Origin of the sequence: Fulvimonas yonginensis (assembly GCF_037137055.1) — a bacterium.
GTDB lineage: Bacteria > Pseudomonadota > Gammaproteobacteria > Xanthomonadales > Rhodanobacteraceae > Frateuria_A > Frateuria_A yonginensis.
On record NZ_JBBBNY010000006.1, the window covers coordinates 123,742 to 144,604 of the forward strand.

The 20,863-nt window shown below is 70.4% G+C and carries 19 protein-coding genes; 9 read left to right on the forward strand and 10 right to left on the reverse strand.

Annotated features, from left to right (window positions below):
* The first annotated feature begins 17 nt into the window (after positions 1–17).
* Positions 18–860 carry a class I SAM-dependent methyltransferase gene (locus WAT24_RS10395; RefSeq protein WP_336807793.1) on the forward strand — a complete coding sequence of 281 codons (843 nt, stop codon included), beginning with the start codon at positions 18–20 and terminating at the stop codon, positions 858–860.
* Between the two features lie 28 nt (positions 861–888).
* On the opposite strand, the gene WAT24_RS10400 is transcribed toward WAT24_RS10395, so the two are convergent.
* Together WAT24_RS10400 and WAT24_RS10405 are read right to left on the reverse strand one after the other, a co-directional pair.
* Positions 889–1,164 (reverse strand): hypothetical protein, encoded by a 276-nt coding sequence (locus WAT24_RS10400; protein WP_336807794.1) that lies wholly within the window; start codon positions 1,162–1,164, stop codon positions 889–891.
* A 335-nt stretch (positions 1,165–1,499) separates the two neighbouring features.
* Positions 1,500–2,303 carry a hypothetical protein gene (locus tag WAT24_RS10405; protein ID WP_336807795.1) on the reverse strand — a complete coding sequence of 268 codons (804 nt, stop codon included), beginning with the start codon at positions 2,301–2,303 and terminating at the stop codon, positions 1,500–1,502.
* A 169-nt stretch (positions 2,304–2,472) separates the two neighbouring features.
* Between WAT24_RS10405 and WAT24_RS10410 the strand changes: the two genes are divergently transcribed.
* Positions 2,473–3,132 (forward strand): response regulator transcription factor, encoded by a 660-nt coding sequence (locus tag WAT24_RS10410; RefSeq protein ID WP_336807796.1) that lies wholly within the window; start codon positions 2,473–2,475, stop codon positions 3,130–3,132.
* Positions 3,133–3,188: 56 nt separating this feature from the next.
* Here the strand turns inward: WAT24_RS10410 and WAT24_RS10415 are convergent, their stop codons facing one another.
* Positions 3,189–5,045 (reverse strand): hypothetical protein, encoded by a 1,857-nt coding sequence (locus WAT24_RS10415; RefSeq protein ID WP_336807798.1) that lies wholly within the window; start codon positions 5,043–5,045, stop codon positions 3,189–3,191.
* A 243-nt stretch (positions 5,046–5,288) separates the two neighbouring features.
* On the opposite strand from WAT24_RS10415, the gene WAT24_RS10420 reads away from it, so the two are divergent.
* The 3 genes from WAT24_RS10420 to WAT24_RS10430 all read left to right on the forward strand — a co-directional run bounded on the left by WAT24_RS10420 (position 5,289) and on the right by WAT24_RS10430 (position 8,293).
* A complete protein-coding gene (locus WAT24_RS10420; protein WP_336807799.1) occupies positions 5,289–6,137 on the forward strand; it encodes an SAM-dependent methyltransferase in 849 nt (282 codons plus the stop codon).
* Positions 6,138–6,220: 83 nt separating this feature from the next.
* Positions 6,221–6,508, forward strand: coding sequence for a hypothetical protein (locus WAT24_RS10425; RefSeq protein ID WP_336807800.1), 288 nt, complete (start codon positions 6,221–6,223; stop codon positions 6,506–6,508).
* Between the two features lie 9 nt (positions 6,509–6,517).
* Positions 6,518–8,293: a tetratricopeptide repeat-containing diguanylate cyclase gene (locus WAT24_RS10430; RefSeq protein ID WP_336807801.1), complete on the forward strand. Its 1,776-nt coding sequence runs from the start codon at positions 6,518–6,520 to the stop codon at positions 8,291–8,293.
* A gap of 392 nt (positions 8,294–8,685) precedes the next feature.
* Here WAT24_RS10430 and WAT24_RS10435 read toward each other — a convergent pair whose 3' ends face one another.
* The 3 genes from WAT24_RS10435 to WAT24_RS10445 all read right to left on the reverse strand — a co-directional run bounded on the left by WAT24_RS10435 (position 8,686) and on the right by WAT24_RS10445 (position 10,937).
* On the reverse strand, positions 8,686–10,053 hold the full coding sequence (locus WAT24_RS10435; protein WP_336807802.1) for a permease prefix domain 1-containing protein: 1,368 nt from the start codon (positions 10,051–10,053) through the stop codon (positions 8,686–8,688).
* A gap of 13 nt (positions 10,054–10,066) precedes the next feature.
* Complete coding sequence (locus tag WAT24_RS10440) at positions 10,067–10,423, reverse strand: PadR family transcriptional regulator (protein ID WP_336807803.1); 357 nt, start codon at positions 10,421–10,423, stop codon at positions 10,067–10,069.
* A 160-nt stretch (positions 10,424–10,583) separates the two neighbouring features.
* Complete coding sequence (locus WAT24_RS10445) at positions 10,584–10,937, reverse strand: hypothetical protein (protein WP_336807804.1); 354 nt, start codon at positions 10,935–10,937, stop codon at positions 10,584–10,586.
* Between the two features lie 449 nt (positions 10,938–11,386).
* Between WAT24_RS10445 and WAT24_RS10450 the strand changes: the two genes are divergently transcribed.
* The 3 genes from WAT24_RS10450 (at position 11,387) to WAT24_RS10460 (ending at position 14,687) form a co-directional block, all read left to right on the forward strand.
* Positions 11,387–11,827 carry a BON domain-containing protein gene (locus WAT24_RS10450; protein WP_336807805.1) on the forward strand — a complete coding sequence of 147 codons (441 nt, stop codon included), beginning with the start codon at positions 11,387–11,389 and terminating at the stop codon, positions 11,825–11,827.
* A gap of 11 nt (positions 11,828–11,838) precedes the next feature.
* Complete coding sequence (locus WAT24_RS10455) at positions 11,839–12,405, forward strand: hypothetical protein (protein WP_336807806.1); 567 nt, start codon at positions 11,839–11,841, stop codon at positions 12,403–12,405.
* 629 nt (positions 12,406–13,034) lie between these two features.
* A complete protein-coding gene (locus tag WAT24_RS10460; protein ID WP_336807807.1) occupies positions 13,035–14,687 on the forward strand; it encodes a S8 family peptidase in 1,653 nt (550 codons plus the stop codon).
* A gap of 66 nt (positions 14,688–14,753) precedes the next feature.
* On the opposite strand, the gene WAT24_RS10465 is transcribed toward WAT24_RS10460, so the two are convergent.
* Positions 14,754–17,099, reverse strand: a complete 2,346-nt coding sequence (locus WAT24_RS10465) for a winged helix-turn-helix domain-containing protein (RefSeq protein WP_336807808.1) — start codon at positions 17,097–17,099, stop codon at positions 14,754–14,756.
* A gap of 236 nt (positions 17,100–17,335) precedes the next feature.
* Between WAT24_RS10465 and WAT24_RS10470 the strand changes: the two genes are divergently transcribed.
* The gene (locus WAT24_RS10470; protein WP_336807809.1) at positions 17,336–17,887 is read left to right on the forward strand and encodes a hypothetical protein; all 552 of its coding nucleotides are present in this window, start codon (positions 17,336–17,338) and stop codon (positions 17,885–17,887) included.
* 65 nt (positions 17,888–17,952) lie between these two features.
* Here WAT24_RS10470 and WAT24_RS10475 read toward each other — a convergent pair whose 3' ends face one another.
* The 3 genes from WAT24_RS10475 to WAT24_RS10485 all read right to left on the reverse strand — a co-directional run bounded on the left by WAT24_RS10475 (position 17,953) and on the right by WAT24_RS10485 (position 20,817).
* Positions 17,953–19,566, reverse strand: coding sequence for a S53 family peptidase (locus WAT24_RS10475; protein ID WP_336807810.1), 1,614 nt, complete (start codon positions 19,564–19,566; stop codon positions 17,953–17,955).
* A 362-nt stretch (positions 19,567–19,928) separates the two neighbouring features.
* Positions 19,929–20,339 carry a VOC family protein gene (locus WAT24_RS10480; RefSeq protein ID WP_336807811.1) on the reverse strand — a complete coding sequence of 137 codons (411 nt, stop codon included), beginning with the start codon at positions 20,337–20,339 and terminating at the stop codon, positions 19,929–19,931.
* Positions 20,340–20,367: 28 nt separating this feature from the next.
* Positions 20,368–20,817: a helix-turn-helix transcriptional regulator gene (locus tag WAT24_RS10485; protein WP_336807812.1), complete on the reverse strand. Its 450-nt coding sequence runs from the start codon at positions 20,815–20,817 to the stop codon at positions 20,368–20,370.
* Positions 20,818–20,863 lie beyond the last annotated feature (46 nt).

The following is a 20,863-nucleotide window of genomic DNA, read 5'->3' on the forward strand; positions in this document are numbered from 1 at the left end:
GTCAGGAGTCCGATCGCGTGCCCCACTACTCCGGGCCTCTGCTCACGCGCCCCCCCGCCGAGGCGCTGCTCGCCGCGCGCGATGCGGGCGCCACGACGTGGCGCGGCTCGCTCGACCTGGGCCGCGCGGTCGGCGAGGCCGGTTTGCAGGCCGACGCCTGGCTGTGGGCCGGGCGGCGCTATCCGTATCCGTCGGCGCTGAAGGACCGCACCGTCTATTTCTGGGACGGCGAGGCATTCGCCGCGGTGGCCCGCTTCTCGGGCGCGCTGATCAAGCTGGTGCCGACCGCATGGGGCCCGCCCACCTTCGAGATCGACGGCATCAAGATGCTGCCGACGGCCAAGGTCTCGCCCTACGAGGATGCGCGGCGCAAGGTGGCGCTGATCGAACCGCGCGGCAAGACGCTGCTGGATACCTGCGGCGGCCTGGGCTACTTCGCCGCGTGCGCGCTGGAAGCGGGAGCGGCGCGCATCCGCTCGTTCGAGAAGAATGCCGACGTACTGTGGCTGCGCACGCTCAACCCCTGGTCGCCCGATCCGCAGGCACCCGCAAGCGGCGGCCGCCTCGAGCTCGCCCACGCCGACGTGGCGCAGGCGATCGCGCAGGTGGCCGACGGCTCGGTGGATGCACTGCTGCACGACCCACCGCGGTTCGGCATCGCGGGCGAGCTCTACTCGCAGGCCTTCTACGACGAACTGGCACGCGTCCTGCGCCGCGGCGGCCGCCTGTTCCACTACACCGGCAGCCCGAACCGGCTGACCAGCGGCCGCGACGTTCCGCGGGAAGTGGCCCGCCGGCTGGAGAAGGCCGGTTTCCGGACCGAGCTGGCGCTGGACGGCGTGCTGGCGACCCGGCGCTGAGGACCCGCGAACGCCGGGCCCGGCGGGATCACGCCTCCGGCAGATGCCAGTCGTCGCCGCAGTTCACGTCGCGCGGCGCCATCGCCGCGGCCGCATGGCAGTAGTTCGCCTGGATCGCATCCATCAACGCCCGTAGCTCGCGCGGCCCGGCATAGGCGGCGACGTGCAGGACCTCGCGCTGCTCCGAGGGAACGGATACCTCGCGCGGCGCCTGGTCTTCGTCCCGACCGGTGGCGCGCCACTCGCCACCGGAGCCGCGTGTCCATGCCAGGGCCGGGAAACGGGCGGCGTTGCGTGCACGCACGGCCTCGGGATCACCCAGCCGCTGGCGGTGGCCCCCTTCCCAGGCATGTCTCCGTCCAGCCCAGCCGCGGCGCGGTAAAGGTGGAACTCGTAGCTCATCGCCCAGCCCCTGCAAGCGCCACGGGCCGACCGGTTCGTCCGTCGGCGAGGTGGCGCCGCGCCCATCGCCGACCACCACCCGGCGCCATGCAGGCGGACGCACGCGACCCCGCAATCGCGGGCAAGCGCACAGCCCGCGCCGGCACCTGGACGATGGCCCGGGGCCGTCCGCCCGGGACCGAAAAACACATTCCCCCGGCGGCGGGCCGGGGGAATGGGCATCACGGCACGAGGTGCTCAGTGCGGGATCTTGTAGTTGCCGTGGTTGTCGATCGGGCAGGCGCACTCGTTGCCCACTAGCTTCGGATCGAACTTGTACAGCGGGATCCTGCTCGTCAGGTAGGCGGCGGTGGCCTTGTAGGCGTTCAGCCCGTACGGCGGCGCGGCGGAGCCGAAGGTGTTGCCGCCCGGGGTGGTGAGCACCTGCAGCAGGGTCGGGTCTGCCGGCGACGGCGTGATGTAGAAGCTCGGCACCACGGTCGTGTTGAACGGGGCGTACTTGTCCACGCCGACCAGGTCCCACGCGCCCTGCTGGGCGTTGCGCCAGTAGCCCGGCGAGCACCACGCCCCCGGCGTCTTCATCGGCTGGCAGCCGTGGCTGACCACGAGCTGCACGTTGCCACGGACCGTCCCGGTGTAGTTGGCGGTCACCGGCAGGGTGACCAGCTTGTTGTAGCGGTAGTACTTGCTGGCGTACTTGAACGTGCCGCCCACCTGGATCATCTGCACCGTCCGGTCCGGCAGGGTGAGCGTGGCGGAGGTGGCGCCGTTGGCGGTCAGCACCCACACGAGGTAGCCGTCGCCGGTCTGGTAGGGCTGGCCGGGGCCATGCCAGTCGGCGAACTGGCCGGTGCCGCCGTCGTCGGCGATGTTCTGCCCTTCCAGACCGCAGCGCTCGTCGTTGAGGTTGTGCGTGTTGCCGTCGAAGTTGAAGCCTTGGCCGGTATAGGTGACCACGGTACCGGCCCAGGCCGGTGCCGCTCCGATCAGCGTCAGCAGGAGAGCGGAGAGGAACGTGCCGAGCAAGCGTTTGATTTTCATGACCTGAGCTCCCTGAGGGACCGCCACTGCGGGGGGGAGCGCAGGATGCTGCGTGCGGATGGCCCGGTTGAATACTCCGCTCGGAGTACGCCGGCGTCGCGGGGGGCATACCCTTTCCTCACGCAGGTACGACACAATCGCAAGAAAACGGGCGCTGCAGGAGGGAGGCATGATCGGAATCGTGCTGGGCAGTCCGGAACCTGCCTTCCGCCGTTCGCTGGGCAGTGAGCTCAAGCGCCACAGCGACCTCGAGGTGCTCGGCGACACCGGCGCACCCGAGCGGCTGCGCCAACTGGTCGCCGCCCACCGGCCATCGCTGGTGGTGCTCGAAGCGGCCTGGGCCCATGCCTGCAGCGGCCTGCTGGGCCGCCTGCTGGCGCGGCCGGTGCCGCCACGGATCCTGTTGTACGCCGACACCCTGACCAAGCCGGAAGTCCTCGCCGCGGTAAAGCAGGGCGTGCACGGCTGCCTGCCGCGCGATGCGCAGCCGGCGACCTGGCGCCAGGCGATCCTCGCCATCCACGCGGGCGAGTGCTGGATTCCCCGCGTACTGATGGCCACCGCGCTGGCGGAGCTCAAGCATCTGCTGCACGCCGAGCGGCCAGCACCGCCGGGCATGGCCGAACTCACCCAGCGTCAGCGCGAAATCGTGCGATGGGTGGCGCAGGGCCTCAGCAACAAGGAAATCGGCCGCCGCCTGGGCATCAGCCCGACCACGGTCAAGACCCACCTGCACAACATCTTCGAACGATGCGGGGTCAACGGCCGCCAGCAACTGGTCCTGCGCGCGCTGCGGGAGACGGCCAGCGGAAGTGCCGTCGTCTCCTGAAGGCTGGAGGCAGACGGCGGGCGCGACGGGTCCCCGTCGCGCCCGCCAGGTCGGTCCTACATTTGGATCTTCGAGATGCGCGTCGCCCAGTTGCCCAGGGCACCGCGGGTGCCGCCGCAGGTGAACAGCGGCGGGGTCAGGTACTCGGCCAGCGTGCACGACTGGGCGATGTACTCGGAGGCGAGCCAGATCGTGTTCCCCTCGGCCGCGGCCGCACCGTAGTCACCCCAGCGCGGCCGGTTGCCGGCCAGGTAGGGGATGCCGGTGAAACCGTCCCACGGACCGGCGCCTGCCTTGGCGATGTGGACGTCGCCGGCGCCCTGCAGCGCATCCAGTCCGGCATAGCCCGCGCTCGGATGGTCGTTGGGCCCCACCACGGTGAAGGCGATCACGCCCCTCCCGCTCTGCGTGACGGCCGCGGCGCCGTAGGTGAGGTTCGCATCGGGCAACGACAGCGTGCCGTTGGCGAACACGCCGGCCGACTTCGGATCGATCACGAAATAGGCGATGCCCGAACCATGGCTGCCGTCGCCCAGCAGCACGTCGGTATCCAGCGTGCCCCACACCTTGCCGTTGGCGAAGCTGACCTGCTGCATGCGCGAGTCGTTCACCGCCATCGGGCGCGGCGCCGGATAGACGATGTTCGGATAGCCGAGATAGGTCGGCGCACAGCCGGGCGTGGCGAAGCAGTCGCGCAGGGGCGTACTGCCGGGCTTCTGCTGCGCCAGGCTGCTCGGCACGGCATAGGTCTGCACGTTCACCGGCGAGACGTCCAGCGTGAGGCTCATCGGCGCGGTGTCGATCGCACTGGTGTGCGAAACCGACCACAGCCAGATCGTGTCGGAGGTGCCCGAGTCGTAGAACACCGCGTCGGAGCTGAGCAGGTATTCGGTGCCGCCGTGCGCGCCGGCGTACTGCCCGCCGGAGGAGATCGCCGGCCACACCGTGAACGCGGGTGCCGGCACGCTCGGATCGCCGGCGTTGAACAGCACCACGTTGGGCGAGGCCGCGCCCGCGGCCAGGGCCCGCTTCGAGATGGCGTAGATCTGCGCGCCGTAGAAGCCGGAACCGAACAGCGCGAACTCGTTGGTGGTCAGGAAGATCGCGTTGGCGTCGGCGCCGATGTGCGGATAGTCGCCGAGGCAGAACCCTCCGTTGCAGCCGTGATTCGGCGTACCCTGCGTGCCGTTGTTCTGGACCGGCAGGTGATAGATGGTCCAGGCGCCGGTCGGGTCGGCGGTCTGGCTGACCGCGATGTCCAGGTGGTTGGTGCCCGACAGCGACGAGGTGGTGCCGACCCGGTCCAGGGTGAGCACGACGTGGAACCAGCGCCGCGTATCGGCGTCGTAGTAGCAGGTCGGATCGGTGATGCTCGGTCCGTAGGCGCCGGTGGTGCGATTGATCGCCGCGGGATAGCCGTAGAACGTGTTGAGGTCGACCGGACCCACCAGCTGGTGGCCGGCGCGGTCGTAGATCGCCAGGACGTCGTTGACGCTTTCGAGCACGTAGCCGTTGCCGGCGCACAGGCCCTGGTCGGGCGGCTCCACCGAGAACTGGTTGCCGCCGTTGGCGTAGCGCTGGTCGTAGAAGTCGAGACCGTCGAAGCCGCCGGCCAACTGCGGATTGGACTTCGCCCGCGAGCCGTGCCCCATGTGGTTGAGGCCCGCATGCCCGTGGGCGATGGTGCGGTTCACCACCGGCTCCTGGCCCAGTTCCTCGTCCTCGCCCGAGTCGGCATCGCCCGCACTCATGCCGGGATCCTGCTCCAGGCTGGCGAAGGGAGCACCGCCCACGGGCGTGGTCGCGGGCACCGTGGTGGCACCTTTCTGGAGCTTGAGGGTGGTCGGCGTGGCCCCCAGCGCGCACGTCGCAAACGTCATCGCCGCGATGGCGATGAGCAATCGAGTTTTCATGGCCGGTCTCCTGCTCGTCCGTTCGGTTAGGTGACCGCGTCCCCCCGTGAGACGCCGCGACGGCAAGGAGCCGGTGAGGCGCCTACGCAACTGCGCATGCTCGCAAGCATGCGCGCGCGCACGATACGCGCGTGCACGACGGATTGCTACAGGACAAAAGGAAAGGCCCCGCGCGGGCCCCGTAGCCGCCTGCGGTCGAGCGCGAGTCGCCCGACGGCACGCCCCGGTTGCTAGTATCGCGTGATGGAAACGTCAACCGCACCTTCACAAAACGGTCGCCGCGGCCGCCTGGCTTGCGTGGGTCTGGGCATGACCCTGGGCTCCCACCTCGCCCCCCTGGCGCGTAGCCACATCGAACAGGCCGACGTGGTGTTCGCGGCGCTGTCCGACGGCATCGTGGAGATGTGGCTGCAACGCATGCATCCGGACGTGCGCAGCCTTCAGCCCTACTACCGCGAAGGCAAGTCGCGGATGCGCACGTACCGGCAGTGGGTCGAGGTGATGATGGCCGAGGTGCGTGCCGGCAAGACCGTGTGCGGCGTGTTCTACGGGCACCCCGGCGTCTTCGCCTGGTCGCCGCACGAGGCGATCCGGGTGGCCCGCGCGGAGGGCTACGAGGCGCACATGGAACCGGGCATTTCCGCCGAGGACTGCCTCTACGCCGATCTCGGCATCGACCCGGGACGCTTCGGCTGCCAGCATTTCGAGGCCAGCCAGCTGCTTCTCTACGAGCGGCGCATCGACCCGGCGGGCTACCTGGTGCTGTGGCAGGTCGGGCTGGTGGGCGACCTCTCGCTCAAGCGCTTCGCCACCGGCGCGACGCACCGGCAGGTGCTGGTCGACCTGCTGAGTCGCGATTACCCGCTCGAGCACGAGCTGATCGTCTACCGCTGCGCCACCCTGCCCATCCAGCGGCCGCAGATCCGCCGGCTCGCCCTGCGCGACCTGCCCCACGTCCCGCTCGCCGCGGAGGAAACCGTGGTGCTGCCGCCGGCCATCCCGTTGCAGCCCAACCTGGCGATGCGGGAGCGGCTGCAGGCGCTTGGCGAGCATCGCGAACAGCCACTCGAGGATGCCGTGCCGACCCGGTAGAGCCGGGCCGACCCTCGTTCCCACCCCGTCGCCGGCAGTACCGAACGCGGCCGACGGCGTCCACCAAGATCACGACGCAGCCCATGGCAGACACGCTCGAACTGCTGGAGATGATCGGTCGCACCGCCTCGCTGCGCAGGGCCCCGCCCAGGGAGCTGGTCGAACTGCTGCGGCACATGGAGGCGACGGAGGCCCTCAAGGCCGCCGCGGCCTCGGGCGACGACGCCCCGCTTTGCGAAGAGCTCGGGCACAAGCCGATGCATTCGCCCCAGAGCACCCAGACGCACGGCTACGAGGACGACGGGAGCGGACAGGACCAGGCCGACCTCCCGCCAGCACCCGAGCCCGGCCAGCCCTCGCAACCCGGATAGGTGGCTCGCGTGCGGCGGTCGGTGCATCGGTGGTGGCTGTGGCGCGCACTGGCGTGCCTGGCAGCTTGCCCGCTCGTCCTGGTCCGCCCGTCCGCCGCGGCCATAGCGGATCCGGCGGCATTCCTGGAACAGGCCGAACAGCTGCGCACGCGCGATCACCCGCGTTTCGTCGGCATGCTGGCGCAGATCCACCGCGAGGCACCCCGCCTGACGCCCGGCGAACAATGGCACCTGCGCTACCTGGATGCATGGCAGACCTCTTTCCAGGGCGACTACGCGGAGGCCGAAGTGCGGCTGCGCGAGGTCATCGAGCGCTCCGGGGATGCCACCCTGACGGCCAAGGCATCAGCCCTGCTGATGAACAACCTGGGGCTCAACCGACGCTACGAGGAGGCCTTCACGCTGGCCAGCCGGCTCGTCGCGGACCTGCCGAAGATCCACGACAGGCTGGCCCGCTTCACCGTGCTGGCCAACCTGTCGCAGTCGCTCACCTCCGCAGGGCAGAACGACCTGGCCATCCGCTACGCGCGCATGATGCAGGACACCCTTCCGCCCGGCGAAACCCTGTGCAACCCGCTTTCCATGGAAGTGACCGCGCTCTACAACGCCAAGCGCCTGAGCTCGGCCAGTCCCGAGCTGCAGCGGGCGATCGCGACCTGCACGGCGGCCGGGCAGCCGGTCTTCGCCGAGACCTTGTGGCTGGTGGTCGGCAGCCTGCACCTGGAGGAGGGCCATCCCCGTGTAGCGCTGGACCTGCTCCGCCGACTCGCGCCCGGCATCCGCACCAACGGCTATTACCAGCACATGCTGTCCTCGCGGACGATGCTGGCGCAGGCCTACGCGGCGCTGGGCGACGACGACCACGCCCGCAAGGCGGCCCTGGCCGCCGTGGCCATGGGCCATCCGGACGACATCGGCGAATGGCTGCGCGACGCCTACGGGGTGCTCTACCGGATCGAAAAGAAGCGGGGCCACACGCAGGCGGCGCTCGACTACCACGAACGCTACGTCGCGCAGGACAAGGGCTACCTGGACGATATCGGCGCCCGTGCCCTGGCCTACCAGACCGTACAGCAGCAGGTGCTGTCCAGGGAGCTGGAGACCGAAGCGCTGAGCAGGCAGAACAACCTCCTGCGGCTGCGCCAGGCCCTGGACAGCAAGGCGGTGGAAACCGGCCGGCTCTACAACCTGCTGTTGCTGGTGACGCTCGTCTCCATCGTGTTCTGGCTGTACCGGCTCAAGCGCTCGCAACTGCGCTTCAAGAAGCTGTCGCGCCTGGACGGCCTCACCGGCATCTTCAACCACCAGCATTTCATCGGCCAGGCCGGCCGGACGCTCCGGCTGCTGGAAAGAAAAGCCGCTCCCGCCTGCCTGATCGCGCTGGACCTGGACCACTTCAAGCAGATCAACGACACCCACGGTCATGCCGTGGGCGACGCCGTACTGAGGCATGCGGTTGCCGTCTGCCAGTTGCAGTTGCGCCCTGCGGACCTGTTCGGCCGCCTCGGCGGAGAGGAATTCGGCATCCTTCTGCAGGATTGTCCGCGCGACCGCGGCATGGCCATCGCCCATCGCATCCGCGCCGCGCTCGAACGGAGCCCGCTGGCGCAGGACGGGCGCCTGGTGCCGGTTTTTGCCAGCCTCGGACTGGCCTGCACCGACACCTGCGGCCACGACGTGCAGCGGCTCCACGCGGAAGCCGATGCCGCGCTCTACCGCGCCAAGCGCGCCGGGCGCAACCGCGTGGTGGCCGATATCGAGGCCGATCGCCTGGCCAAGGCCTGAGTACCACGCTGCCGGCCAGGCTCGCGGTCGCCGGCGAGGCGCGCTTACTCTTTCCTAACGGCCGGGGGCGCATTGTCGGTCGCACGGGCTCGCTGGCACCTGGCCCTCTTCTCCGCCAACGTCCAGGAAGCGCCATGACCCATGCCACACGCCCCATTTCGCTGGCAGACATCCACAACATCTATGGCGGCACGCGTGCCGCCACCGGAACGGAGCCCACGCCCAGCTACACCAAGGCGTCCTTCTCCGTGCGCGAGGCAGGCCACCCGGGTGCGCCTCCGCCTCGCCCTCCGGTCAACGCGAAGCGGGCAGCCGCGCGAAAGTAGCGCGCCGTTGGGACCGTCCGGTGTGCCGGCGAACGCCGGCACGACGATGCGCGGAGACAACCGCGGTCAGAGGTAGCCGAAGGCGGGTGGAAACACGACCGCGACGAGCGCCCCCCACCCTGCGTAGACCGGCAGGTAGTTCGTCTGCCACCGCTCCAGGTCGGAGAACAAGGCGCGGCCGCGCAGAAAACGCAGGTAGAGCACGGCCGACCCGGCCAGGTTGACCAGCAGGATCACGTTTTCGCCCAGCGCCGCCACCCGGTTGGGGCTGAAGCCGAATTCGGAGATCCGCGCGGCGATCGCCGACAGCGCCACCGCATCGGCCAGCAAGGCGCTCACCACCAGTACGATCCGCATGACGTCGAAAAAGCCCGGCGCCGCGTGGCGGTCCCGCGCCGAGATCGAGTAGAGCAGCAGGCAGACCACCACCACCAGCAGCAGGTCGAAGCCGATCAGCACGTTGCGCTCGATGTCGACGCCACGGCCGGTCCACAGCCAGGCTCCCAGGAACGCGATCAGCGCCGCCGCGAACAGTGGCGTGAACAGCTGCGTCAGCACCGGCGCCATGTTCTCGATCACGCTCTGCTTGGCCTCCACCAGCCACGAGGCGACCAGCACCGCACCGGCGGCGCCGCACGGCAGCAGCCATGACTGGAAAAAGGGCTCGACCTCGATCCCGATGGCCGCGAAGACCATGGCCGTGAACGCCATCAGCACCGCGCCGCCGAAGCCGATCAGCGTGTAGTAGATGAACAGCTCGCCCGAAAACCGGACGAAGTCCATGCGCCCGGCCACCTGGCTCCAGCGACCGCCGGCGTAGGCGATGCCCACGACCAGCCAGAGCGCGATCGGCAAGTGCAGCGCCGCGAGGATCCCGGTGTCGCCGCCCTTTGCGAAGGGGTAGGCGTTGGCGAGAAGGAGTGCCGCCACGAAGCCCAGCGGCAACCAGCGGACGATGGCCGGCGACAGCCGGCGCTTCCAGGCGAAATAGCCCGTCAGCAGAGGCAGCACGAACAGGCTCGCGTTGCGCGCATAGACATCGGCGTCGGTGTCCAGCCGCAGCCCGAACAGCGCCGGCAGCTTGACCAGCACCGCAGCCGCCACGGCCAGGCCGAAGGCGACCATCGCGTCGAGCCACGGGATCGCTGAACCGCCGGATTCGCTGCGCGGCACCACCAGTTGCTTCCACAACCGCTCGGAGTGCTCGCGCGCGAACTCCCGCGAGAGCGCATCGAGATCGCCCATGCGCTTGACCGCCACCAGGAAGGCCTCGTCGTCGGCGAGGCCGGCCGCGCCCAGTGCGGCGATCTGCTCGCGCAGATGATCCTCCAGTTCGACGAGGTCGACCGCATGAATCGCCTGGCGACGCCCCAGGTAACTGCGCCACTGCGCGATCTGCTGTTCCAGCGACACCGCCTGGCCCGGAATCGACATGTCGGCGCCCTCCTCAGCGAGCCAGGGCCGGCGCGGCGCGGGCGAGTAGGTGCCAAAGGCCGCGCAGCGTGGCGTCCACCGCCTCCCACTGCCGCCGCTCGAGGGTGAGCTGGTCCCGCCCGCTCGGAGTGATCCGGTAGTACCGGCGACGACGGCCGCTCTCGGCGACCTCCCAGCGCGCCTCGATGTGGCCCAGCCGCTCGAGCCGGTGCAGCACCGGGTAGAGCATGCCGTCGGTCCACTCCATGTGCCCTCGCGACAGCTCCCGCACCCGCTTCAGGATGGCGTAGCCGTAGCTGTCCGCCTCGGCCAGGATCGCCAGCACGATCGGCGTCGAGGAAGCGGCCATCAGGTCCTTGCTGATTTCCATGGCATCACCCAGGGTCCGGCTGCGTCGTTACATGGCGCCACCATACATGGTTCTTCCATGTATGCAAGCCCAACGGCGTCCGGACCGAACGCGGCCGCTCCATCCCGTGGCCTGCCGGAGACCGGCATGCACCCGGTGGAACGGCTCCCGCGGCTTGCTCCTACACCTGCGCTTGTGCGGTGGTTGCGGAGCGGCTCGCCGGCACGTGCAGGCCCCGCGCGAGGAAACGTTCGACCTGCTCGAACGGGATCCGGTCGCCGGCATCGCCGCCGCAGTAGGCCTCGACCAGGTTGCCCTGCTCGTCGATGAGGAAGTCCGCCGGCATCAGGTTGGTCGTGTTCAGGCCCGCCAGGCCAACGATACGCAACCCTCTGACCATGCTCGGCACACGGGTGACGATGCCCTTGAGCTTGCGCCACAGCGACCGCTCGATGCCGTAGACCTCGTGCGCATGTGAGGTCGGGTCCGCCACGACGGCGAAGGGCCGCGGCTTGTGCGTGACGAAACGCTGCACCGCTTCGGGTGGAGGTGAACACGGCGACGATGTCCAGGCCGAGCGCACCAAGCGCCGGGTAGCGGTTGGTCAGATCGTGGATGCGTAAGCCGCATGGCGAAAGAAGCAGAGCAGCGTTCGGCGGCCGTCCTTCCCGATCTCGACCCGCTCGCCGTAGATGTCCACGAAGAGCGCAGCAAGGGCGCCTTGGCAGGTGCGCGCAGTCTCATCGGATCCCCCTGGCGTGAAAGCGGCACACGCTTGCAACCGCGTGCACTCGGCACGGTAAATGCCCGGAAGCCGGCTGGCGGTTGTGAGCCCGTCTGCCGGCGGAGCCCCTCACGGCGGTCCCCAAATCCGCCTCACCGCAGGGACACCCTCGCTTAACCACCGGTTTCCTAGCGTGATCTGCCGCGGCCGGAGACCGCCTACAGCGGCCGCGGCCGTATCGCCCCACGCAGGAGAAACGCATGAAGCTCGCACTGCCCACCCCTTTGGCCATGGGCGCATTCGCGGCCCTCGTGGCAAGCACCGTCGCCTTCGGGCAACCGGCCACACCCGCACAGCAGGCCTCGGCTTCGACCGCGGGGCAGTCCACCGCCAGTCCCAAGGCGGACAACTCCCGCATGAATCGCCGCGACCGCAGCGATGCCGCGGTCACGCCCATGAAGCAATCCAACAGCTCCGCCGCAGTCGACCTGGTGGCGCGGGTGCGCCAGGCCATCGTCCACGACGACAGTCTTTCGGTGAAGGCGCACAACGTGAAGGTGGTCGCCAACGGCGGTGTGGTGACCTTGCGCGGACCGGTCGCCAATGCGCAGGAGAAGGCACGCGTCGAACGGGATGTCGCCGGCGTCCGCGGCGTGACGCGCGTCGACAACCAGCTCGACATCGACACCGATACCGATTGAGGAGAACACCCATGTACGCATCCGTCTTCTGTACCGTCGCCGGCCAGGACAACGCCGAAGAGATCGTCAGCGACCTGAAGGACGCCGGCTTCTCCGGCAACGACATCTCCGTGCTGATGCAGGATCGCCGCGGCACGCGCGAATTCGCCACCGAGCAGAACACCAAGGCACCGGAAGGCGCCACCACCGGGGGCGTCGCCGGCATGGGCGTCGGCGCGGGCCTGGGCTGGCTGGTGGGTATCGGCACGCTCGCCATCCCCGGCATCGGCCCATTCATCGCGGCCGGCCCGATCATGGCCGCGCTCGGCGGCGCAGCGATCGGCGGCGCCACCGGCGGCATCGTCGGCGCGCTGATCGGCCTGGGGATCCCGGAAGTGGAGGCCAAGCACTACGACGAGCGCGTGCGCGAGGGACGCGCGCTGGTGACCGTGCACACCGAGGACATGGCCGAGCGCGATCGCGCCCGCGCGATCTTCGAACGCCACGGCGCCGAGGACATCTCGACCGGCACCGGCGCAGGCCTGGGCGCCACCCGCGGCAGCACCGGCACCAACCTCAACACCGGCCCGCGCTACTGAGCCATGTAGTGCCTCCGTCGAAGGCCGGCCTGTCCGGCCTTCGACGTGTCCGGGCCACGCGTCTCCTGCCGGTGGCCGTCTGCCGCCCAGGCTCGCCGCGCCGTGCGCAAGCAGTCGCAGAACGCCCCTGCTGTAGCGGCTCGAGTGCAGCTTCGGGCTGCTGTCCATGGTGGTCACGCGTAGCCGTTGCACCGCGGATGGATCGCCTCAGCCGCCCGGCGATGAGCGCCGAGCGGCGGATGCGCGCGAACCGCTGCACGCCGGCCCGCATTCGTCGTCCCGACGGCGGCTGCCTGCCCGGAATCCGGCACGGCCGCGTCGTGCATCCCGAGGGCGTCGGCGGGTGCCGGACCATGCGGCTGACCACGCGGTGAGGAAACCAGAGCCCTTCGGCTTCGGACGTCCATCCGGCCAGGCGTCGGATCGTGATCCGTGCCTCGTTTTCTGCGGGGCGGATTCACGGATCCGCAACGCGATTCTGCCTACGGTCGAACCACCACCCGGTAGGGGCCGACAGCGACGTCGGGGCCGGGTGCCATCGGGGGATTGCAGTCCATCTTCGGAAGATCCGCATCCTGCCCTCCACCTGCGGCAGCCGTGAACGCGCTGCCACCGTCAGAGGATCACGCATGCACCATCGTTTTGGCTTCAAGGCGCTGCTCGGCGCCTCCATCGCTCTTGCGCTCTCGGTTTCGGCCCATGCCGCCGACGCGCCGCCGACCAGCACCCGCTACAACATCAGTTCGCTCAGTGACGGCGGGCAGTACGACCGCTTCATCGTCACCTATCGCGAGGGGAGCACCGAACGCGCCGATCGCGCCGCGGCCGCGCAGAACATCCAGGCCGCCATCAGCCGCGCCGGCCTGGCGCAGGCGGCCGCCGGCCGCGCCGCGCCCCGCGCCATCTACCAGCGCAAGCTCGCCGTCGGGTCGGACCTCGTGCGCACGTCGCGCAAGCTCGACAAGGCCGAGGCGGTCGCGCTGATCAAGCAGATCGCCGCCGACCCGGCCGTGGCCAGCGTCGCGCCCGACGTGCTGCGCCACCCGGTGCGCGACATCGCCGCGCCCAGGTCGCTGCAGCCGGCCACCTTCGTGCCGAGCGACACCTACTACGGCAACTACCAGTGGGACCTGAAGGCGCCCGACGGTTCGGTCACCGCGTTCGGCCACCCCGACTACGGCGGCAGCAACGTCAACAGCGCCTGGGACCTGGCTGACGGCACCGGCATCGTGATCGCCGTGCTGGATACCGGCATCACCAGCCACGTGGACGTGGACACCTCGCTGGCCGACGCCGGCTACGACCTCATCACCGACTCGCTGGTCTCGGGTCGGTCGACCGACGGCCGCGCGCCCGGTGGCTGGGACCTGGGCGACTGGACCACCACCGAGCCGTACCTCTCCGCATGCACCAATGCGAGCAATCCGCCGGAGGACAGCTCCTGGCACGGCACCCACGTCGCCAGCACGGCGGGCGCGGAGCTCACCAACAACGGCCAGGGCATGGCCGGCATCGCCTACAACGCGAAGATCCTCCCGGTACGCGTGCTGGGCCATTGCGGCGGCTACGACAGCGACATCAGCGACGCCATCGTGTGGGCGGCCGGCGGCCATGTGGACGGCGTGCCCGACAACACCCACCCGGCCCAGGTCATCAACCTGAGCCTCGGCGGCTCGGGCACCTGCTCGTCGACCGATCCGGAAGGCCTGGCCGTGGCCAAGGCGAACAGCCTCGGCGCGGTGGCGGTGGTCGCTGCCGGCAACTCCAACGCCGATGCGTCCCGCTTCTCGCCGGCCAGCTGCCCCGGCGTGATCACCGTGGCCGCCACCGGCATCACCAGCCGGCGCGCCTACTACTCCAACTACGGCTCGGCCGTGGAGCTGGCGGCCCCCGGCGGCGGCGTCTACGAGAACGACGGCAGCAGCGGCACGCAGTCCAACGACGGCTTCATCTGGCAGGCACTCAACAGCGGCAAGACCACCCCGGTGCCGAACGACAGCACCTACGGCGGCTACGCGGGCACCTCGCAGGCCACGCCGCACGTCGCCGGCGCGGTGGCGCTGATGCAGAGCGCACGCCTGGCCTCCGGCCAGTCCCTGCTGACGCCCAGCGCGGTGCTGAACATCCTGCAGAGCACTGCCTATGCGCCCAGCGTGAAGCCGTCGCGACGCGCCTCGATCGGCGCAGGCATCCTGGATGCCCATGCCGCGGTGCAGGCCGCGGTCGGCGCTGGCACGGCCAGCGCGACCACCGCGTCGGGCACCGGCCACGGCGGCCGCTGACGCGCGACCGGAAAGCATCTCCGTGGAAGACGAAGGAGGCGGCGGAGCCGCCTCCTTTTTTGCACCTCAGGGGCCGCGCTCGACACCGGCCATGCCGCCGCCCGGGAGGCCGTTGTCGCGACGCCACGCCTCCAGCAGCGCGCGCTGCCGCTCGCGATGCGCCCGTGCCATCCGGTCCAGCGCCTGGAAGCGCGGATCGGTGCGCAGGTGCGCGTAGAGCGGGTCGTGTCCGGCGAGGTACCACCAGCGGTAGAGCTGGCCGTTCTCGACGCTGTAGCGCAGTTCCTGCAGCACCTGGTCATCGTCGCCCAGCACGGCGAACGCCGCGGCGCGTTCGCGGCTGAACCAGTGGCGGGCGCGCCCGATGCCGTGCGCATCCAGCAGCGCAAGGGTGGAACGGGCCAGCTGCCGCCCCTTCCCGGCTTGGCCGTCGAGCACCAGCGCATGGGCGTACACCAGTGCGTAGCCGCGGTACGCCATCGGCAACGGGTTGTGGTGTGCGTCCTGCACCGACTGCAGGCGGCGCAGCGTGGGCCGCCATCGCCCGGTCACCACGGCCGCATCGCGCACGGCCTGCGCCTTCGCGGCCTGCGGGCCCTGGTCGGACCACTGCCCGGCCGGCAGGGCCCCCAGCGCACCGGCCGCGCCCAGCCGGTCGCCTCGGTACTGGGCGAGTTCCACCGTCGCCTGCAGCGGTGCATCGGGGCCGAGCACGGATCGCGCCGCCGCCGGGTCGCCGAGGTCGAGGTAGATGTCGCGAGCCAGCGCCCTCGCCTCCAGCGAGCGCGGCTCGGCCGCGATCGCCTGCTCGACCAGTTGCGCGGCCTCGGCGAACTCGCCGCTGTATTCCCACTTGGAGTAGGCCAGCTGGTAGAGCGCCGGCGGGTAGTGCGGACGGATCCGCAGCGCCTGGCGCACGAGCCGGTCGTGCTCGGCAACGTCGCTGCGCACGACCATGACCAGGAACGCCTGGGTCAGGCACAGTTCGGGATCGAGCGGGTCGATCCGCCGCGCGCGTTCGATCGTCTCGATCGCCTCGCCCACGCGCGCCTGGCGGAACAGGAAGCCGGCGTAGTGCGCATACCCGGGACCGTCGTTGGGCGCCAGCGCCAGGCCCTTGCGATACAGCACATCGGCCTCCGCCGGATCGCGCGCGAAGCGTGCCCGCGCAGCCCATGCCTCGCCCAGCATGGGGTCCAGCGCCAGCGCCCGGTCGATCGCCTGGCGCGCCTCCGCCATCGTTCCGGGCGGCGGTGTCATCGCCACATCGGCCTGCCGCAGGAGGGCCTGGCCCAACCCCAGATAGGCACGGGCGAACCCCGGCTCCAGGATGGTCGCCCGGCGGAACAGCTCGGCCGCTTCCGCGGCGTTGGCGGCGTCGCCCCTGGCGAGGCGCTGCCGGCCGCGCGTGAAGACCGCGTACGCATCCAGGCGCAACCCATCGGCCGGTGCGTCCCTGGCCTTGGCGTCCAGCCGCAGGTGCAGCGCACCGGCCACGTCCCGAAGCACGGTGTTGCGGATGGCTGCCAGCTCGGTCACCGGCCGGTCGAGCGTGGCGGTCCAAAGCCGCCGCCCGGAGGATGCATCGACCAGCTGCAGCGCCACCCGCAGCCGTCCCGGCGCCCGCGTCGCCTGTCCACGCAGCAGGTAGCGCGCGTGGAGGCGATCGCCTGCCGAACGCGGGGCGACGCCGGGATCGGCCATGCCGGCGGTCGAGGTGCCGGCGACCACGACCAGACCCGGCAGCCGGGAGAGCTGGTGCCGAAGGAGGTCGGTCATGCCCTGCGCCAGCAGCACGCCGTCCTCGTCGGTGGCCGCCGGTTGCAACGGCAGGACGGCAAGCGTGGGCGGTGGCCGGGCGACCGGCACCGGTGCGGCACTGCGGCGCCACCCGAGCAGCACGGCCAGGGCTGCCAGCAGCACGAGCAGGAGCGGCGCCAGGCGCCACGCGCGGCCGTGCCTGCGCACGCCCGGCCGGTCCGCCACGACGTCCCGGTGCACTTCCCGCCCGTCGGACGAGTTTGGCGGCGTCAGCGGACCGAGCGGCTCGACCTGCGCGATCAGGCGATAGCCCTTGGTCGGCACCGTGGCGATGTAGGTCGGCGCGCGGGCGTCGTCGCCGAGCGCGCGGCGCAGTTGGGCGATGCAGCGGTAGACCGGGTTGTCGCCCATCGGCCGCCCCTGCCACACCGCTTCGATCAGCTCGCTCGCGCTGACCACGTGTCCCGGATGGCGCGCCAGGTACATCAGCACGGCCATCGCCTTGGGCTCGAGCGCGACTTCGCGGTCGGGCAGCACGACGCGGTCGAGGTCGGCTTCCACGCGGCAGCCGCCGATGCGTACGCGCGGCGCGTCGGCCCGGCCTGCCGGGCTGGCGGACGCAAGCAATGCGGTGGTGTCCACCTTGTCCATTGCCCAACTCCCGATCGCCGCCGCACCTTAGACCTTTCGACACGGCATCGCCAGCAGCCTCCTCCAGAAAAGCTCCAGAAAAACCGAAGGACCTTCGCGCGGGCGGCGACCAAGACTGCGCGATCCGGTCTGCGGACGCCTGTCCGATCCACGGCCGGGCCCGTCGCCGGGCACGGTCGCCGCGGCGATACCGGGGCTCCGCCCCGTCCCTTTGTCTGGAGAAGGAGAGCACGCACATGAGAAGCGCACTGAAAACACGCCCCGCCGCCCCGCGGCCGGCAGCGAACGCGGCGATGGGCACCGGCGGCAACGGCAACGCGGCTTCACGGCACGCGCGCAGCCGCGCCCTGCTGACCGGCTCGGCCGCACTGGTGCTGGCATTGTGCCTGCCCGGGCTGGCGCTCGCCGCCACCTGCAGCAACGCCACGCTGAAGGGTCGTTACACCTTCGCGACCAGCGGGTTCACGCGGCCGCCGTTCACACCGCCCGGCACACCGTGGGTGCCCAAGGCGATCGTCGAAACCCTGCGCTTCGATGGAGCCGGCGGCGTGACGGCCCTCTCCTTCACGGCGGCCAACCCGTTCGGCGACCTGGGCATCACCGTCCAGGGAACGAACACTGCCGGCACCTATGCGGTGCAGCCGGACTGCAACGGCACCGTGCAGTTCGCGGACACGAACGCCACCGCCTTCGCCATCCACCTCGGCCCGTGGGGCAACACCATCTACATGATCCAGACCAACCCGAACAACAACGTGTTCGAGGGCGTGGCCAAGCGCAGCTGGTGAATCGCCCGGCGCAGGCGCTTCGGCCCGGGTTCGCCCGGCGGCGGGTGCCGCCGGGCGAAGTCATCTTACAGGCTCGCGTTGAGGTTGCCGACGATGATGCTGCCGAAGCCGCTGGCATAGTCCCAGCCGGTCCCAGCGGATTCGCCGCCGTTGCTGCCGGAGGTCACGTCGTGGTACACGCTCGACGGAACCTGGTACAGGTGCGGACCGGCGAAGCCGAGCGACGCATGCCCGGCCAGCATGCGCGCCCAGGTCGCGGCGAACAGCGGGGCCGAGAGGCTGGTGCCGCCGTACTGGGCATTGCTGCCGTTGACGATGATCACCGCACCGGAGTTCGGATCGGCATCGAACGCCACGTCGGCGACGTCACGGGTGCTGCCGCCGCCCTGGGTCTGCCAGCTCGGCTTGGGCTCGACCGTGCTCGGGCTGCCGCCTGCCTTGCTCCACAGCGTCTCGCTGGCCCAGCTGTTGTTGCTGCCGGTACCGAGCGTGGTGCCGCTGACCGCCACCACGTAGGGCGAGCTGGCCGGGTAGCTCGGTGTCGTTCCGCGCGGGCTGCCGCCGCACTCGTTGGAGCCGTCGTCGCCGGTGGACACCGAGAAGGTCTGCCCCTGCGCCACCGCGACCGCGAAGATCTGGTCGTCCGCCGCCATCGAGCCGTCCTGGTAGGCGTAGGTCTCGCACTCGCCCAGGGACACGTTGATGACGCGCGCCTGGTTGTCGCTGACCGCGCGGTTGTAGGCGGTGGTGAGCGCACTGTTGCTGAGCGAGGTGGCGGTGTAGAAGATCAGCTTGCCCACGCCGCCGGACATGCCGACGATGTCCTGGCTGTCCAGGTCCCACTCGGCCGTGCCGCTGGTGTCGGTACCGGCGGGGCCGGCCACCACCACCTGCGTGTTGACCGCCGGCAGCCCGTTCCTGCTGGTGAAGCTCGCCAGGTCGTTGAGCGGCTGCGTCATGTCGCCGTCGCTGATGATGCCCACCGTCACGGTCGATGCGGTCGGCGTGCCGCCGGCGTTGTAGATGGTCGGGAAGGTGGTCGGGTTGTGGCCGGTGATGGTGCCGGCGCCACCGCCGCCGCTGCCCGGCTTGCCGGCCGTGCGGATCATGGTGTGCGCATGCGAGACCGTCTGCAGGCCGAGCACCGACAGCACCGTACCGGCGAGTGCGGCCGGCACCTTGGCATCGTCGATGTTGGCGTAGGCGGCATGGCCTTCACTGTCGTGCGCATGGATCAGGCGGGTGGCGAAGGCGGTCTGCGCGCCGGCGGCGGTGCCATCGGCGGAGACCATCAGCCGGTTCGGCGCCACGGTGATGTGCGTGAAGCCGGCCTTGGCCAGGTAGTCGACCACCGCCTGCACCTGCGCGTCGCTGGGCGCGAAGTTCGCCGCCACGTCCTGCGGCAGCAGCGTCGCCCCGTAGGTGGAACTGTGCGGGTTGTGCGCGTCGGCGATGAACGCATCGAGCACCGCCCGGTTCTGCAGCTTGAGCGCCACATCGATATGGATCGGCATCCCGGGCTCGGCCAGGTCCTTTGCGGAAGCCGTCGCCGCCAGCGCGTGCGCATGCGTCGCGGTGGCGACCCAGGCGTTGCCGCCGGCGGCCGCCTGCACTGGCATGGCCATCGAGCCCAGCGCTGCCCCCAAGGCCAGGCACAACATCGAAATCTTCGTCTGCATCAAAAATCTCTCCCCGTTAGATTCAAGAATGGCCGTGAGCTCCCCGGCATGCGCCGCCACCCACGAGTCACACCTGCCTCCAGGCAGGCGCAACCGGGCCACGCTAGCACGGAAGAGGCCCGCTCTCGCGCATCGGACGCAACGTAAGTTCTTGAACAGCGGAAGTTTTTGCGGAGCGGTCGCAGAGCCGTGGCGACCGGCCACGCGGTGGGCGCACGCCCGCGCCGACAGCCGGTAGCGAATGCCGCACGGGTTGCGGCCTATCCGCCCGCGCCACTGCGCAGGCCGTGCCATCGGCCGGCCTGCGCCTCGTGGTCATCTTCTTTCCACCGGCTCGCATGCCGGCGGTTCATGGATTCCGATCAGCCCCGCTCCTGCACGCGCAGCAGGTTGCCGGCCGGATCGCGCACGGCGCAATCGCGCACGCCGTACGGCTGCTGGGTGGGCTCTTCCACGATCTCGGCACCGCTGGCCTGGATCCGCTCGAACGCGGCGTCGAGGTCCGGCGTGGCGAGAAGCATCATGGCGTAGGTGCCCTTGGCCATCATCTCGGCGATGGTGCGCTTCTCCTCGTCGGTGACGCCCGGGCTCGCGGCCGGCGGGAACAGCACGATGGAGGTGCCGGGCTGGCCGGGCGGGCCGACCGTGATCCAGCGCATGCCGTGGTAGCCCACGTCGTTGCGCACCTCGAAACCGAGCGTGTCGCGGTAGAAGGCCAGGGAGGCGTCCGGGTCGTTGTGCGGGAGGAAGCTCGCGTGGATGGTGATGTCCATGGTGCTCGGGCTCGGTGGGATGGAGCCGTCATGCTAGGTGCGGCTCGCCTGCCGGCGCTTCTCGATTCCTGACCGGTTTGGTTACCTGCCGTGCCACGCAGGAGGGCATTCCCGCGACGGCCCACGCCGCCTCGCGCCGGTACACGCTGGGCGGCACTCCGACCAGCTCCCCGAAGCGGGTGCTGAAGGTGCCCAGCGAAGCGCACCCCACGGCGAAGCACACCTCGGTGACGCTGAGGTCGCCGCGACGCAGCAGCGCCATGGCGCGCTCGATGCGCCGCGTCATCAGGTAGCTGTAGGGCGACTCGCCGAACGCGAGCTTGAACTGGCGGCTCAGGTGCCCTGCCGACATGTGCGCGCCGCGCGCAAGCGCCTCGACGTCGAGCGGCTTCGCGTACTCCCGGTCGATCCGGTCACGCACGCGGCGCAGCCGGGCCAGGTCGCGCAGGTGCCGTGCGAGGATGGGTCGGCGGGTCACGGCGCGATCGTCCCATGGCGCCGCGGGGGGCTCAAGCCGTTCCGAC